Below are 14,937 nucleotides of genomic sequence, written 5' to 3'. Positions count from 1 at the left end.
GATGACCTGATCACGGTACGCAATCCTTTTGTTTATTCGGCAAGAAACGGCAGCAGCTGGTCCAGCGCGGTTTCCCAGATCTTCTGGTCATGTTCCCAATCCCCATTCATGGCGGGATCGTGATATCTCAGTTCGCCAAGATAAAAGCAGTCGTCGTGTTTGACATGAAACTGACCGCGGACAGTCTGGCCCACCTGTTGATAGTCCAGGATCGCCGCCGTTGACCCAAGCCAGCCCAGCTGCCGCTCTGGCCCCAGCCAGGTAATCATTTTTGACAGCGGCATAACCGAACTCAAATCGCGGTCGCTGATATAAAGCTCCAGCGAGATTCCGCGGCCGTCCGGGCTGTTTCCCTTTCCTTCATACAGAAGACCAATCGGCTGAGGCGTTTGGGTAAAATGAGCGGCGTAGTCAATGGTATAACATTCCCCCCGAAAGTCCACCTCGGCAACCGCCGGCGCAATTTCACGGTTCAGCTCAGCGCGGAACACTTCGTTGATCAGCGTGATATCAAGGCCAACTTTCTCACGCAGCCAAACGCGGGACAGCGTGATCGGCGTCAGTGAATACGGATGGTGACTTAAAGTTTTAAACGTCCAGAACCCGGCGGTGTAGAGAATCATCAGCGCAATCAGCGCGATCTCCAGTTTTTTCCACTTCATACCTCAACCTTCATTTCTTTTAAACCCCGGGGCAGCGGGAAGCATCCGGAGCATAATTCAGACGCCTCTGCGCAGCTTTTTCTTATCCGGCCTGGCTCCCTTGCTTTTTACATTGCCCAAGCTGACAGATCTATCGTGGTCATCGGCTGGTCCGTACGGACGCTCACGTTGATTTCAATACCGAAATTCATCGTCGTCCCTTCGGCTTCGCTGGTCGCGTCGATGGCGATCAGTCCGCCGGTCATCTGATAATCCTTCGAGATCTGGAAGCTCATCTTCCATTGGTTTAAAGTCACCGTCTGATCAATCGTTTCAAATTGCCGCTGCAATTCCTGCAGGGCGTCCAGATCGGGTTCGGCATCGCCTAAAGCCCCTAACAAATCCGCCAGCTCGGCAAAGCTCTGCGCTTCATAGATCAGCTCATAACCGGTCCCGGTTTTCTTCACGGAGAAAGCGTTAACCATCTTCTCCATATTCCTGTTCTGCTGAAGTTCCTGGATCGTTTCCGGCGTGTAAGCGTAAGGCTGGCTGCTGCGTTCGCCATTTACTTCGCTGTACATCATCTGATCCTGAACACAGTATTTCATATCCATGGATTGCCCCATAAACGAGGTTGTAAAACTAAAGTAAACGACAGGTTCGCCCTGTTTCTCTGCCGGCTGCGTCTGGATGACGAGATCCATCGGAAATTCCAGCGTCATTCCCTGCGTGGTCATCTTCAGCTGACCGTTCATGGCGACGGATTGAACCGCTTCGCTTTCCATTTGCTTCGCCTGGACTTTTGCCATAATCTCAGACGCGCTTTCTGTTTTAGCACAGCCGCTGAGAGCCAGGCAAAGCCAGACTGCCAGCCAAAGAATCCTGCTTTTCTTCATTTTTCTCATGTTCTGTTCCTTTCTCCTCCTCAAATTCTGCGTATTGCAAGCTCCCTGCCGCAGATCATTCAAGGTATTCTTTACTTTAAGCATAGCATATTCTTACTTCAATTCCGACATCGAATCGTTGCGGAAACTGGAAAATTTATGAAATCGTCAGAAACGGACTTTCTATTTTCTTAAATCTTTGTTTAAAATCAAAATAAAAACGACGCGAAGAGCGTCGCTTTCTTCACAGACTTGTTTTCTCTGCTTCGGCTTAAGCGTGAATCTGTTCGTGCTCCACCGCGCGGAAGAAGCGGAAGAACAACGTGATTGTGACCAGTACGGAAATTGTATCGGCAATCGGTTCCGCGACGAATACTGCAAACACCTTATTCTCAAAGAAATTCGGCAGAATATAGATCAGCGGAATCAACAGGATAATCTTTCGCAATAACGCCAGAAAGGTTGAAATCTTGGCGTTGCCCAGCGCGATGAAGGTTTGCTGGCAAGCCAGCTGCGCGCCCATTAAGAACACAGCCGCGATATAAATCCGCAGCGCCCAGACCGTAATTTGCGTCAGCGCCGGATCGCCGGTAAAGATCGCCGCAAACATCTGCGGGAACAGCATGCACAGCACCCACATGACGGAGGAATAAACCAGACAGCTCACCAGCAGCAGATGGAACGCTTTCTTCACCCGGTCAATATTTCCCGCGCCATAGTTGAAGCTGATGATCGGCTGCGCGCCCTGGGTTAAGCCCTGCAGCGGCAGCATCGAGAACTGCATGACGCTGGACAGGATCGTCATTGCGCCGACCGCCAGATCGCCGCCGTATTTCAATAAGGAGGAATTAAAGCACAGCACTAACAGACTTTCCGTTGACTGCATGATAAACGGCGCAACGCCCAGCGCCAGCGCCGGGAACAGGATCTTGGCGTCGATGCTGAAATATTTCGGATGCAGCTTGAGCTGACTTTTTTTACCGCTTAAAAACTGCAGCACCCAGACGGTCGAGACAGCCTGCGACAGCACCGTCGCCAGCGCCGCCCCGCGCACGCCCATATGGAAGCCGAAGATCAGAACCGGATCGAGCACAATGTTGGTGATCGCACCGATGACGACCGTCAGCATGCTGACGCGGGAAAAGCCCTGCGCGGAAATAAAAGCGTTCATGCCCAGCGTCAGCTGAACGAAAATTGTACCGGCCGCGTAAATCATCATATACGCTTTGGCATAAACGATCGTGTTCTCACTGGCGCCGAACATCATTAACAACGGCTCGCAGAAGATCATCGTGACTGCCGTCAGGGCAAGGGCGGTGATCACTAACGCCGTAAAGCAGTTGCCTAAAATCTTATTGGCCTGTTCGTTATCACCTTTGCCCATCATGATCGAGGCCCGCGGCGCGCCGCCCATGCTGACTAAGGCCGCAAAAGCGGAGATAATCATGATTAACGGGAAGGCAACGCCGACGCCGGTTAACGCCGCAGCGCCTGAGCCTGGAATATGGCCGATATACATCCGGTCGACCATGTTGTAGAGTGCGTTGACGACCTGGGATGTGATCGCCGGAACCGCCAGCGCAAAAAACAAGCTTCCGATGCGGTCCTTCCCTAAATTGGTTTCTTTCGATTGAAGCATAATTCGTCCCCTTTCCGATTGGTCATCGCTTCGATGTTCGCATAAATCTGATGCTGAACCCGGGTATACACCGCCAGTTCTTCCTCGCTGATATTCCGGGTCACCGCTTCGGAAAAGCGTGTCTGATTGACGCGCATCTGACCGATTACCGGAGCGGCTTTCTGCGTCAGCCTGAGGTGCAGGATCCGATGATCCTTCGCGTCTTCCTCGCTGGTCAGATAGCCCCGGCGCATCAGCGTATCCACGCTGCGGCAGACCAGACCTTTGGATACGCCCAGAGTGACGGTCAGCTCTTTGGCGGTGTTGATCGACGGGTTGTTGGACAGGAAGATCAGCACGTTCATTTCATTGGGAGAAAAAGCTTCGTCCGCGATGGAATGAACGCAGAAACGGCTGTAAGCCTCGCGCAAACGGGCATAGCCTTTCAGCATCTGTTCGACGTTGAAGATGGGTATTCGTATTTTACTCATCAGCGTTTCTCCTTGGCAATTAGTTTACTTGTATACGATCATTCCTAAGTATACTCCGGATCTGCCGCAAGTCAAGCGCTCTTTTCCCTTATCTCTATTCTTTTCCCGACCAATATGTTCCCATACCGAAGATCTCTTTATCTGACAAAAAGCACGCAGATCCTGGGATTGAACGCTGTCCGGCAAAGTCCTCCCGCGGCTGAAGCCGTTCTTTTTCGAACAGACGTTCCTGGGTACAGAGAAGAAAAAGCGGCTGATTTGTATTTTTATCAACCGCTCTCTGATTCGCTGAAATCACTGAACATCTTTCCTATCAGAATTCTCATCGTCTTAAAACTTGTTTTGTTACAAATAACGGGCCGTCGCCCTTTTCATTTCGGCTTTGAATGCCTGCGGCGTACCGGCGAACATCAGCTGCCCGCCCTGATCGCCGCCCTGCGGTCCCAGATCGATCACCCAGTCGCACGCCCGGATCAGCTGCGGATTGTGTTCCACTACGATCACGGTATGGCCTGCGTCCCGCAGCCGCAGAAGCAGTTTCAGAAAATGTTCGACGTCGGCCGGATGTAATCCCGTCGTCGGTTCGTCCATTAAATACAGCTTAGCTTTTCCGCTGTGATTTTCGATCAGCTCCACCGCCAGCTTCAAGCGCTGCGCTTCACCGCCGGAGAGAGTCGTCAGCGGCTGCCCCAGCGGCAGATACCCCAATCCCGCCTCCGCTAACCGCTTCAGCATCCGGCCTAATTTCGGCTGCCCGGCAAAGAAAATTATCGCTTCCTCAACCGTCAGTTTGAGCACTTCGTCGATCGAGCGGCCGTTGTATTTGACGCTCAGCACCGTATCGTTAAAGCGCTGTCCATGACAAACGGGGCAGACGACCTCAACGTTGGCAAAAAACAACATGTTGTTCTCCACCACGCCCATTCCCTGACAGTTCTCGCATCGTCCGCCTGGGGTATTGAACGAAAAATAAGAAGCCGGGCAATGCGCGGCGCGGGCTGCCCCGGTCTTCGCAAAGAGAGTGCGGATCAACCCGTAAACGCCGCTGTAAGTGGCGACATTGGAACGCTTCATCCGGGTGATCGCGGATTGTTCAATCGTCACGATCCGTTCAAATTGTTCCAGGCCCGTGATCTCAGCCCGGCCGCCGCGGTTTGCCGCAAGCACTTCAAATACCAGCGTGGATTTCCCCGAGCCCGAAGGTCCGCTCACCGCGCACAGACATCCGGTGGGAAAAGCGACGTCAAAATGGCGCAGGTTATACTGACAGGCATTTTTAATCGTAATCCAGCCTTGCGCGGATCGGGTCTGCGAAGGAAACTCAGCCGGTGCAGCCAGCCAGAATCCGGTTAAGGAATCGGGATTCGACCGAAGCTGTTCCGGGGGTTCGCAGGCGATGAGTGTTCCGCCATGAATCCCGGCGCCCGGCCCGAATTCAACCAGTAAATCCGCAGCCCGCATCACATCCGGATCATGTTCGATCACCAGCACGGTATTGCCCAGATCACGCAGATGGTTAAGGATTGCGATCAGCCCTTCGGTATCCTGCGGATGCAGACCGGCCGTCGGTTCATCCAGCATGATTAAAAGTCCGGACATCTCCAGATCCAGCGCCGCCGCCAGCCGCAGCCGCTGACTTTCCCCGCCGGAAAGCGTGATGATTTGCCGATCCAGCGTCAGATAACCCAGGCCGACCCGGATCAGACGGTTCAGCTTGGTTTGAATATCGCGCAGATAGGCATCGGCCAGTTCGCGGGCACTGCCGGTTAACGCTGGCTCCAGCCCGGCAACCCAATCCCGCAGACGGTTTAAGGAAAAACCAGATAATTCCGGCAGGCGGGTTCCGTTCACAGTGACCTGAGCGCTCAGCGCGTTGAGCCGCTCGCCATGACAGGCCGGGCATTCAACCGTCTGAAAATACGCATCCAGCGCCGTGGCTTGCCCGCCCTTTTCAGCCCAGCGCCGCCGCAGATTCGCCGCGACGCCTTCAAACTTTTTGCCCGCAGCCGCTTTTGGCGGCAGGTTTCTGGCCAGCTCAGACAACAGCGCAGGACTGTCGCTGCCTTCCCACAATAACATCCGCTGCGCTTTGGAGAACTGACATACCGGGATATTTTGCGGTTCGTCCAGACCGAAAGCGCGGCAGGCGGCATAATACACGGATATTTCATATTCTCCATAGCGTTTTTCCCAGAAACGGACCGCCCCTGCCTCTAAGGAAAGCGCCGGATCCAACATCCGTTCCTCATCGACGGTATGAATTTTCCCCAGCCCCTCGCAAACCGGGCAGGCGCCTTCCGTTGTATTGAACGAAAAATGGGTGCGGGTCAGTTTCTCCATGCGCTGACCGCAGCGGCTGCAGCGCATGAAAACATGGAAATCGCCGTCGCGCTTTTCCGTTTCTTCCCTGCAGTCAGCCGCGTCGATCACCGCGCGGCAATGAGGGCAAATGCGGCGGTGTAATTTTTCATAAATCATCCGCAGATCGGTATAGATATCGCTCAGGGTCCCGACCGTGGAACGAGGATTCCTATTCGCCGCCGTCTGCGGGATCACGACCGCCGGACTGGCGCCGCGGACTTTATCCACCTTCGGCTTGGGAATTCCCTGCATTCCCATCGCTTCCAGATACTGCCGCTGACATTCGTTAAACAGGACGTCGATCAGAAACGTCGACTTGCCGGAACCGGAAACTCCGGTCAAAACGATCAGTTTTTCCTTCGGCAGCGTCAGCGAGACATTTCTCAGATTTCCCTCGTGCGCGTTAAATACTTCAATTTTACGCATACCTCACCTGCTTCCTGCTTTCCTTATGACGACGATTCTGCGGCGTTCGCACCGCCCCCTCATGACAGCGGAACTTCGATGTCGATCAACGGCCGGATCTTATTGATGATAAACGGATCCGTAACGTCCAGCAAGGTCATTTCATCAGAGGGCTCATGCGGGATCAGCACATCGGCGATATGAAACATGAACAGACGCTCGCCCACAGTGCCGAAAACCTGATGATCAATTTGAACAATCTGATCGACGCGCCAGGCTTGTGCATCCAGAGGAAAAGCATAATCCAGAATGTTGTCTTCCGTGATTTCAGTTTCGCTCAGCCGGATACAGTGATAAAAACAACCGGCATATTGAACAAGCCGCTGCCATTTCATCATTTCCTTCGTAAGGGCCTGCTGCCGGAGAACTGGATCGGGGATGATCTGAATCTCCATCGAAAAATGGATTTCCTTTGTGTTGATCGAGCCCAGTCCCTGTTCCTTCAGAATCTGATCGGCTTCGCTCAGTTCATTGATTTCACATTGATAAGATTGGTCTAAATACACAATTCCGTCTTTCTCAGCAATCGTCAGGGTATTTACTTCGTTGCGCAGACAGCCGTCGAGAAAAGAGGGCAGCTCCCGCACATTCGGTGGCGGCATTGGGGGATCTGGCTCCAACAGCTGGGGAAAGAACACATCCAGATTTTGCAGGAAGATTCCCAAAGCTATGAAAACAATCAGAATGGCGGCGATCACCCCGGTGGAAACCGATCGGCCCCGCTCCCCATTCATTTTCCGACCAACTGCGGATCGCATCCGACAACGCGCCGATAGTCGTCCGGGTCCGTTGCTCCTTCCGTATTCAGAAGCAGCACGACGGAATGTTCATCCAGTCCCAGCGCCTGCTTCATCGCTTCATAATGAGGATCCTGACACAAGCTTAACAGAAGTCCCAGTCCGACAGCCCCGGATTCGCCGGAAACAATCGCTTCATCGCCTTCCAGCGGTTGAGCGTACTGCCGCATCCCGGCCTCCGTGATTTCATCCGCACAGGCGAAGTAGAACGACGCGTAATCGCTCAGCACCGGAAAGAGATCCGGATTGACTTCCCCGCAATTCAGACCGGCCATGATCGTCGGCGTGATGCCGGCCTTTGAGACCAGCGTGCCTTGCGTACAGGAGGCGAAGACACAGGCGGAGTCCGTCGCTTCAATGATCGAGACGACCGGCATCTCTGCTTTCAATGTATCCGCCAGCCAGCCCAGCACGCCCCCGGCCATCGAACCGACGCCGGCCTGTAAAAATACATGCGTCGGCTTGTCCAGCGCCTGTTCCGCGATCTGTTGAACAACCTCGCGGATCATCGTCGTATAGCCCAGCACGATGTTCTGTGGAATTTCATGGTAATTCTCCAGCACCGTGTCCTGCACTAAAACATAGCCGTTGCGCTGCGCATAATCGCGCGTCCAGCGCACGGTATCGTCATAGCCCCATTCCGTCACGGTGACTTTGGCGTTGCCCAGCGCCTCGATCGCCTGCACGCGGCTAGCGACGGTGCCTTTAGGCATGAAGATCTCCGCCCGGCAGCCGGCCTGCAGCGCGGCCCAGGCCACGCCTTTGCCATGATTGCCATCGGTCGTCGTCACAAATACCGGCCGGGTGTGAGGGTGCTGCTCAAGATATTGATGCACTGCATAGCTGGCCCCCAGAGCCTTGAAGGCATTCAGACCGAAACGATGCGATTCGTCTTTCACTAAAATCGCCTGAATTCCCAGTTTTTCCGCCAGTTTTGATAAATTGATCAGCGGCGTCGGGGCGTATTGCTTCAACGTCTGATGAAAGTCAGCGACCTGTCGGTAATGTTCAGAATTGAACATGGCCGGCAGCGGTCCGCGCGCCAGTTTCCCTTTTGCCATTTGAATTTTATCCATGTGTTTTCTCCTCCGTTTTTCCCAGTTTATGCCGCTTCGCCCTTCAGCTTCATCAGCTGCCATTGGCCGCCGCGGTAGCGCATCCAGATCAAAAGCGTGCGCAGCAGCTGATCCGCAACCAGCGCGATCCAGGCGCCATACAGACCCCAATGCAGCTCGTATACCGTCAGCATCGCCAACAGCGGGCGCACGATCAGCGTCGTGACAAAGATGACCACGGCGGTGGTTTTCGTATCCCCGGCTCCGCGCAGGACGCCGGCCAGAATAAACTGCGTCGCCTGAAACGGCTGGATCAGCGCCAGAAACATCAGAATCCGCGTGCCCTGTTCGATGACTTCCGGTTCGCTGCTGTAAAGAGAGACGATCGGACCGCCGATCACAAAGAAAACAAACGCCAGCACCAGCGAGAAGCCGATCCCGATCTGTTGACTGACCTTGCCGTAATGATGCGCCATATCAGTCCGCTTTTTTCCTAACGACTGGCCGACCAGCGACGTCGAGGATACCGCGAAGCCCTGACCGATCATAAACGACAGCGATTGAATGTTCATGCAGACATTATGCGTCGCAAACGCGACCGTGCCTAAGGAAGCGACAGTCTTGGAATACAGGATCACGCCGAAGCGCATAAACAGCTGCTCGACCATTGCCGGCAGACCGATCGCAAAGATATTGCCGAGAATTTCCCGGTCAAGATGAAACTTCTTTCGCCAATGGAATTCGAGATATCCGCCTTTTTTCATCAGCGCCCAGCCCGCCATGAAGAACGCCGCCGTCTGGCCGATCACCGTCGCTAACGAGGCTCCGGCCACACCCATTTTGGGGAAGCCGAGATGGCCGTAGATCAGAAGCCAGTTCAGAATGATATTGATCACATTGGCTGCGACGTTGTATTCCATCGCCGTCTTGGAATTGCCGACCCCGCGCAGCACCGCCGTGATCGTCGTGGTCAGCGCCATCAGCACAAAGCCGGCCATTTGTATTTGTAAGTAAACCGTTCCGTTGGTCAAGCTCAGTTCGTCCGTGGCCCCCATAAACCGGACCATCGTTTCCGAAAAGAGAAAGCCGACGATGGAAGCCGCAAGGGACATCACCAGCGTCAGCATGAGTGCCTGCCGCACCGCTTCATTCGCCTTCGCCGGCTGGTCCGCACCTTTATAGCGGGCAACTAACGCTGTCGCCCCGACGTTCATCGCCATGAACATCGTCATCATTAGAAATTTCGGCTGCGTCGTCAAGCCGACCGCCGTGATCGCCCATGCCCCCAGCTGTCCGACCATCATCAGATCCGCCATCGACGTCAGCTGTGTCAGCGTCAGTTCGACAAACGACGGGCCCGCGATTCGAAGCACATCCTTCATCAACAGGCCGCGCGTCAATCCCGGCGGCAGCGCCGTTTGTTTCTTTGATATTTCCAGACTCTCGCCGGCTTCCACCCGATCTAAAGCCAGCTGTCCACTTCCCCCTGTCATTGTGATTTGTCCTCCCCTTGATTGTATTTCCTATTATACCATGAAGCGCCCTTTCGGAAAACGCTTTCAGCAAGGTTGAAAGCGAATAAATCAGTTGGGAAAAAGAAAAAACAGACAGCACCGGGGGATTGTGCTGTCTGCGTGAAACACAGAGTTATGATCGTTGATGAATTCAGTTATGGCTTAGTACATGCCGCCATCCGGCATGGCTGGCGCCGCCGGAGCATTCTTTTCCGGCAATTCAGCGACCGCCGCTTCGGTTGTGATGAACAGCGCCGAGATGGATGCCGCGTTCAGCAGCGCGTTGCGGGTAACCTTGGTCGGATCTACGATACCGGCTTCAAACATATCGACCCATTCGCCCTTCTTGGCGTCGAAGCCGATATTCTTGCCTTCTGTCAGCTGACGGGAAGTGATCTGATCGCCGTCATAGCCGGCGTTTTCCGCAATCTGATACAGCGGCTTCAGAATTGCTTCAAAGACAGCGCTGATGCCCTTCTGTTCATCCGGAGTTTCGCCCTTCAGCTCGTCGCGGTATTCGCGATAGATCGAAGCCAGAGCTGCGCCGCCGCCGATGACGATGCCTTCGACAACAGCCGCCTTCGTCGCATTCAAAGCGTCTTCGATCCGCAGCTTCTTTTCCTTCATTTCGCTTTCTGTCGCAGCGCCGACCTTCACGATCGCAACGCCTGTTGTCAGCTTCGCCAGCCGTTCGTTCAGACGCTTTTTGTCGTATTCCTGCGTCGTGTTTTCGATCTGCTGCTTCAGTTCTGCGATCCGCTCGTTCAGTCTTTCCTTGTCGCCTGAACCGCCGACGATAGTTGTGTCATCTTTCTTAACAACGACGCGGTTCGCATGTCCGAGATCTTCGATTTCGCCGTCTTTCAGTTCCATCGCCAGATCCTTGGCAAAATACTTCGCACCGGTGACGATCGCGATATCTTCCAGCATTGCCTTCTGATTGTCGCCGAAGCTTGGCGCCTTCGTGCAGACAACATTGAACGTGCCACGCAGCTTGTTCAGAACCAGCGTCGCAACGACTTCCTGATCAATATCGTCAGCAATGATCAGCAGCGGCTTGTTGGTCTGGACGATCTTTTCCAATAACGGCAGGACTTCCTGAATCGTGTTGATCTTCTGATCGGTAACCAGAATATACGGATTTTCCAGCACCGCTTCGTTCTTTTCGCGGTTGGATACCATGTATGGGCTGATGAAGCCCTTGTCATACTGTAAGCCTTCGACTGTTTCCAGTTCAGTTTCAAAACCATTGGACTCGTCAACAGTGATGACGCCTTCGCGGCCGACTTTTTCCATCGCCTGCGCAATGATTTCACCGACTTCCTGAGAACCGGAAGAAATTGCGGCAACCTGAGCGATATCCTGGTTTGTTTCAACCTTATGCGTCTGTTCCAGCAGCTTGTCCGCAATGAACTTCGCCGCTTTTTCCATGCCGACTCTCATCAGCACCGGATTCGTGCCTTTTTCCACACTGCTCATGCCTTTGTGGATCATCGACTGCGCCAGCAGCGTCGCTGTCGTGGTGCCGTCGCCGGCCGTATCATTGGTCTTGGAAGCGACTTCCAGAACCAGCTTCGCGCCCATATTTTCAATCTTGTCTTCGCATTCAATTTCCTTGGCGATCGTCACGCCGTCATTGGTGATTAACGGTGAACCATAGCTTCTTTCCAGAACGACGTTGCGGCCTTTCGGACCCAACGTAATCTTGACCGCATCGGCCAGTGTATCGACACCCTTCATCATTGCGACCCGGGCATCTTTAGAAAAACGGACTTCCTTTGCCATATTCTCATTCCTCCTTTAATTGTTTGTTGTTATTCAATAACCGCCATGATCTTGGATTCCGGAACTAATAAATATTCCTGTCCGTCGATCTTGACTTCAGTTCCGCCATACTTTTCGTAAATGACGCGGTCGTTGACTTTGACGCAGCATTCGACATGCTTGCCGTCGACCTCATGACCGTTATTGACTGCCAGAACCTTGCCTACGGTTGGTTTTTCTGTGTTTTTGTCAGTCAGGATAATCCCGCTGGCGGTTTTCTCTTCTGCCTTTTCTTTCTCTAAGAGCACAAAATCATTACATGGTCTGATCATCGTAATTCCTCCTTATCGCTCAATTTAGCACTCTTGTCTTACCAGTGCTAGCACTTATTATTATAGTCTGCCAAGTCTCTTTGTCAACACTTCTTCGCGACTTTCTGCAAGAAATTCTGATTTTTTCTCTGCCTGCTTTATTTTAGCGGCAGCAATCGGCGAACCCTCGAATATTTTGACGGACAAATCCGAAATGATCGACTTTCACGAATAACGCTTGCTTGTAAAAGAGCTGAAGACCCTTGCCGCAGAGGACGATCATCGGGCATATATCAAAAAAGGCGGCAGTGGATATGGTATAATAAGGAAAAATCAGGAGGTTTAGCATGCTGAAAAGAAAATTTGGAAAAACCGGGATGGAGGTTTCCGCCGTGGGAATGGGAACCTGGAACATTGGCAATCAATGGGGCGCACTGGATGATCAACAGGTTTACGAAACGATTCAGGCCGCCTATGCAAGCGGGATTACGGTCTTTGATACCGCCGATGCTTACGGCATACCCGGCGGTTGTTCAGAAGAACGGCTCGGCCGGGCATTGGAGGGAATCCGCGAAAACGTCGTTCTGATCTCAAAATTCGGCAACTGGGCGAAGCGCTTCGGAGGCGCGATGCAGTTCACCTGCGCCGATATCGTGATCGAAGCCTGCCATGCCTCGCTGTTTCGCCTGCGGACAGACTACCTCGACATTGCGCTGTGTCATCTCAACGATTTACAACCGGCGGAAGTCGAGCCATGGCTGGAAGGGTTTGAGGAGCTGAAACGACGGAGACTGGTGCGTCATTACGGCATATCGACCGATCATCTGGACGTGCTGAAGGAATTCAACCGGCGCGGCAGCTGCGAGGTCGTCGAGCTGGATTATTCGCTGATCAACAAGACGCCGGAAACTAACGGAATGCTGGACTACTGTCTGGAAAACAACATCGGCGTGCTCGTGCGCGGACCGCTGGCGCAGGGGATTTTATCCGGGCACTATACCCGTGATACGCATTTCACCGATACCATCCGCATGCCGTTTAATGAAGGCGGCAGCGCACGGGAAGTCTATCTTCAGAAAATGGACCGGCTGGACCGTGTGCGCGAAGTGGCGGGCAAAGAGAATCTGGTTCAGACCAGCCTGCGCTATATCCTTTCTCATCCGGTTAGCCCGGTTGTCATTCCCGGGGCGAAATCGCCGGATCAGGCTAAGGCTAACGCCAAAGCCGGCAGCGCTTGTCTGGACGACGAACTGTACGCCAGGCTGAAAGCGTGCTGACTTCTTCCATAAATCAGCGTTCAACCCGTCGGCGCATGCCAGCGGGTTTTTGTTTGAGGGCGTTTCTCCTGCGCATGCTTCTTAATATCCTTTCTGATCCAGCCTCTTCCCTGCCTTGCCGCTTCAACTGAATTCATATTCTTAACGAAGTTGAAATTTCCACAGACAAGCCCTGAGCCCCTACGGTCATTGGCCTGAGGTCTGCCCTTGTTTAACCCGAAACTTTAACCGCTCAGCGCTTAAACTGAAATCAACGATCCGCAAACAGGCATGCCTGCAGCCTGACTCTATGGGATTCTGTTTTTTGTCGGGATTGGGTTTCTTTTATCCGCGGCGATTAAGAAACCCGCCGCCCGCGGTTGATTTCTGCAAATTACAATTCATCAGCCGGAAACTCAACTGGTAATAAAAAGCGGCGGACCGGCAGGGATTATCCCGCTGCGGTCTGCACCGTTTTCGTTTCTGTTTTCATTTTTTGATCTTCGGCAAAAAGATTCGGTTCTATAAATTTTGGTGCTGGCGGAAACCAATGCCTTTTTAACGTAATAATAAAGCGGACCACGGGTCATTCCGGCTTCCTTACCGATCGCCTCCAGATTGGTTCCGGCATACCCGTAACGGGAAAAGTGTTCCCTGGCGATCGTCATAATTTTTTGCCTGGTCTGTTTTTCTGCGTTTCCCATAGTGATTCCCCTTTATGCGTTTAACATATCACTTTGCGGCGCTGCCTGAGCTCGAGTAAGCTGGCGGACCGATGATTCTTGTTTTTTATTGAAATCCATTAATGAAAACTTCATTCATTCGCTGAACATGTACGGATTTCTATTTTGGAATACAAAAATTTCTATTTATCGTTTATAATACAGGAAGCAGTAGTCCGCGCCGATCTGATTCAGGGACTTGCCAAAGGCAAGCGATCGGTGGGGAAACTGTAAGATTGCGGAATTCCGCTTCATGGAGGAAAAATGAAAAAGATTATTACGCCCCTTCTCGCCTGCTTACTGATCGCAGGCTGTTCCAGCGCACCAAAAACGAAGACCGAGACGGCTTCCTGCAGCTATACGCAGGAAGGCTTAATGACGGCTACCTATGATCTGACGGCTGAAAACAACGATATTACCGTTCTTTCTTTAAAGATGATCTACGATAAATCAATGTTCGGCGACATTGACTTTACAACGATCACGGAAGAAGAAAAAACACAGATGATCGACGCCATCCTTACCCAGTCCGGCATCACGGAAGACATGAAGGGCGTCACAACCAAGGTTGAAATCGAAGACACGATCATCGCTACGATTGAAATGAACCTGAAGGAAGCGGATCCGGATACGTTAAAGAATCTGGGATTTGATTTCTCCAACACGGACATGAGCTTTGACAAGGTTGTTCAGGATATGAAGGACCAGGGCTTCGATTGCAAATAAACCTATAAACTGAAAATCAAAATAAAGATGAGAAAGTTTCTTCCTTGGGAGAAACTTTTCTCTTCTTTTTTCTTTTTCAACGTAAATAAAAAGAGCAGGACGGTTGACTGAACCGAACTGCTCGTTTTTGGTTTGTTTCGTATTTTAGGTTCTATAAATTTTGGTGTTGGTAGAAACCAACGCCTTTTTTTCTTGAGCATAAAAAAAAGAGACATAGGTAAGAATTTCCGTTACAATAAAATCACCACAAATTACAGAAAGGAAATCTCACTATGTCCATTACTCATTCTATCGTATCTGTTCTCAATTTAAAAGATCCTCATCTTCATTTC

General features: G+C 52.4%; 13 protein-coding genes. 2 read left to right on the top strand and 11 right to left on the bottom strand.

Annotated features, from left to right (window positions below; all coding sequences use genetic code 11):
• Positions 1-32 precede the first annotated feature (32 nt).
• The 10 genes from I2D94_RS13275 to groES all read right to left on the bottom strand — a co-directional run bounded on the left by I2D94_RS13275 (position 33) and on the right by groES (position 11,922).
• Positions 33-662, bottom strand: coding sequence for a hypothetical protein (locus tag I2D94_RS13275; protein ID WP_195397273.1), 630 nt, complete (start codon positions 660-662; stop codon positions 33-35).
• A 107-nt stretch (positions 663-769) separates the two neighbouring features.
• A complete protein-coding gene (locus I2D94_RS13270; protein WP_195397271.1) occupies positions 770-1,546 on the bottom strand; it encodes a hypothetical protein in 777 nt (258 codons plus the stop codon).
• Between the two features lie 250 nt (positions 1,547-1,796).
• Positions 1,797-3,164, bottom strand: coding sequence for an MATE family efflux transporter (locus tag I2D94_RS13265; RefSeq protein ID WP_072685578.1), 1,368 nt, complete (start codon positions 3,162-3,164; stop codon positions 1,797-1,799).
• Complete coding sequence (locus I2D94_RS13260) at positions 3,137-3,634, bottom strand: MarR family winged helix-turn-helix transcriptional regulator (protein ID WP_072685577.1); 498 nt, start codon at positions 3,632-3,634, stop codon at positions 3,137-3,139. The genes I2D94_RS13265 and I2D94_RS13260 overlap by 28 nt, the downstream gene beginning before the upstream one ends.
• Before the next feature lie 345 nt (positions 3,635-3,979).
• Positions 3,980-6,421: an excinuclease ABC subunit UvrA gene (gene uvrA / locus I2D94_RS13255; RefSeq protein WP_195397269.1), complete on the bottom strand. Its 2,442-nt coding sequence runs from the start codon at positions 6,419-6,421 to the stop codon at positions 3,980-3,982.
• Between the two features lie 59 nt (positions 6,422-6,480).
• Positions 6,481-7,194 (bottom strand): hypothetical protein, encoded by a 714-nt coding sequence (locus I2D94_RS13250; RefSeq protein ID WP_195397267.1) that lies wholly within the window; start codon positions 7,192-7,194, stop codon positions 6,481-6,483.
• Positions 7,191-8,333 carry a diaminopropionate ammonia-lyase gene (locus I2D94_RS13245; protein WP_195397265.1) on the bottom strand — a complete coding sequence of 381 codons (1,143 nt, stop codon included), beginning with the start codon at positions 8,331-8,333 and terminating at the stop codon, positions 7,191-7,193. Before I2D94_RS13245 ends, I2D94_RS13250 begins: the two co-directional genes overlap by 4 nt.
• Before the next feature lie 26 nt (positions 8,334-8,359).
• A complete protein-coding gene (locus tag I2D94_RS13240) occupies positions 8,360-9,805 on the bottom strand; it encodes an MATE family efflux transporter (protein WP_195397262.1) in 1,446 nt (481 codons plus the stop codon).
• A gap of 183 nt (positions 9,806-9,988) precedes the next feature.
• Entirely contained in the window at positions 9,989-11,611 is a 1,623-nt protein-coding gene (groL, locus tag I2D94_RS13235; RefSeq protein ID WP_195397260.1) for a chaperonin GroEL, read from the bottom strand.
• Between the two features lie 29 nt (positions 11,612-11,640).
• The gene (gene groES / locus I2D94_RS13230) at positions 11,641-11,922 is read right to left on the bottom strand and encodes a co-chaperone GroES (RefSeq protein ID WP_006057763.1); all 282 of its coding nucleotides are present in this window, start codon (positions 11,920-11,922) and stop codon (positions 11,641-11,643) included.
• A 326-nt stretch (positions 11,923-12,248) separates the two neighbouring features.
• On the opposite strand from groES, the gene I2D94_RS13225 reads away from it, so the two are divergent.
• Positions 12,249-13,178: an aldo/keto reductase gene (locus I2D94_RS13225; protein ID WP_195397258.1), complete on the top strand. Its 930-nt coding sequence runs from the start codon at positions 12,249-12,251 to the stop codon at positions 13,176-13,178.
• 395 nt (positions 13,179-13,573) lie between these two features.
• On the opposite strand, the gene I2D94_RS13220 is transcribed toward I2D94_RS13225, so the two are convergent.
• A complete protein-coding gene (locus I2D94_RS13220) occupies positions 13,574-13,861 on the bottom strand; it encodes a TetR/AcrR family transcriptional regulator (RefSeq protein ID WP_072685567.1) in 288 nt (95 codons plus the stop codon).
• Positions 13,862-14,143: 282 nt separating this feature from the next.
• On the opposite strand from I2D94_RS13220, the gene I2D94_RS13215 reads away from it, so the two are divergent.
• Complete coding sequence (locus I2D94_RS13215; RefSeq protein WP_072685565.1) at positions 14,144-14,605, top strand: DUF1307 domain-containing protein; 462 nt, start codon at positions 14,144-14,146, stop codon at positions 14,603-14,605.
• Positions 14,606-14,937 lie beyond the last annotated feature (332 nt).

Source organism: Holdemania sp. 1001302B_160321_E10 (genome assembly GCF_015552275.1).
Classification (GTDB): Bacteria; Bacillota_I; Bacilli_A; order Erysipelotrichales; family Erysipelotrichaceae; genus Holdemania.
This window is presented reverse-complemented; position numbering and strand designations above follow the sequence as displayed.

Bases quoted from the DNA above. Each gene is read 5' to 3' on its own strand.
- I2D94_RS13270 (WP_195397271.1), bottom strand. From the start codon at position 1,546: ATGAGAAAAATGAAGAAAAGCAGGATTCTTTGGCTGGCAGTCTGGCTT.
- groL (WP_195397260.1), bottom strand. From the start codon at position 11,611: ATGGCAAAGGAAGTCCGTTTTTCTAAAGATGCCCGGGTCGCAATGATG.
- I2D94_RS13245 (WP_195397265.1), bottom strand. From the start codon at position 8,333: ATGGATAAAATTCAAATGGCAAAAGGGAAACTGGCGCGCGGACCGCTG.
- I2D94_RS13220 (WP_072685567.1), bottom strand. From the start codon at position 13,861: ATGGGAAACGCAGAAAAACAGACCAGGCAAAAAATTATGACGATCGCC.
- I2D94_RS13260 (WP_072685577.1), bottom strand. From the start codon at position 3,634: ATGAGTAAAATACGAATACCCATCTTCAACGTCGAACAGATGCTGAAA.
- I2D94_RS13225 (WP_195397258.1), top strand. From the start codon at position 12,249: ATGCTGAAAAGAAAATTTGGAAAAACCGGGATGGAGGTTTCCGCCGTG.
- uvrA (WP_195397269.1), bottom strand. From the start codon at position 6,421: ATGCGTAAAATTGAAGTATTTAACGCGCACGAGGGAAATCTGAGAAAT.
- I2D94_RS13240 (WP_195397262.1), bottom strand. From the start codon at position 9,805: ATGACAGGGGGAAGTGGACAGCTGGCTTTAGATCGGGTGGAAGCCGGC.
- I2D94_RS13275 (WP_195397273.1), bottom strand. From the start codon at position 662: ATGAAGTGGAAAAAACTGGAGATCGCGCTGATTGCGCTGATGATTCTC.
- I2D94_RS13265 (WP_072685578.1), bottom strand. From the start codon at position 3,164: ATGCTTCAATCGAAAGAAACCAATTTAGGGAAGGACCGCATCGGAAGC.
- groES (WP_006057763.1), bottom strand. From the start codon at position 11,922: ATGATCAGACCATGTAATGATTTTGTGCTCTTAGAGAAAGAAAAGGCA.
- I2D94_RS13250 (WP_195397267.1), bottom strand. From the start codon at position 7,194: ATGAATGGGGAGCGGGGCCGATCGGTTTCCACCGGGGTGATCGCCGCC.
- I2D94_RS13215 (WP_072685565.1), top strand. From the start codon at position 14,144: ATGAAAAAGATTATTACGCCCCTTCTCGCCTGCTTACTGATCGCAGGC.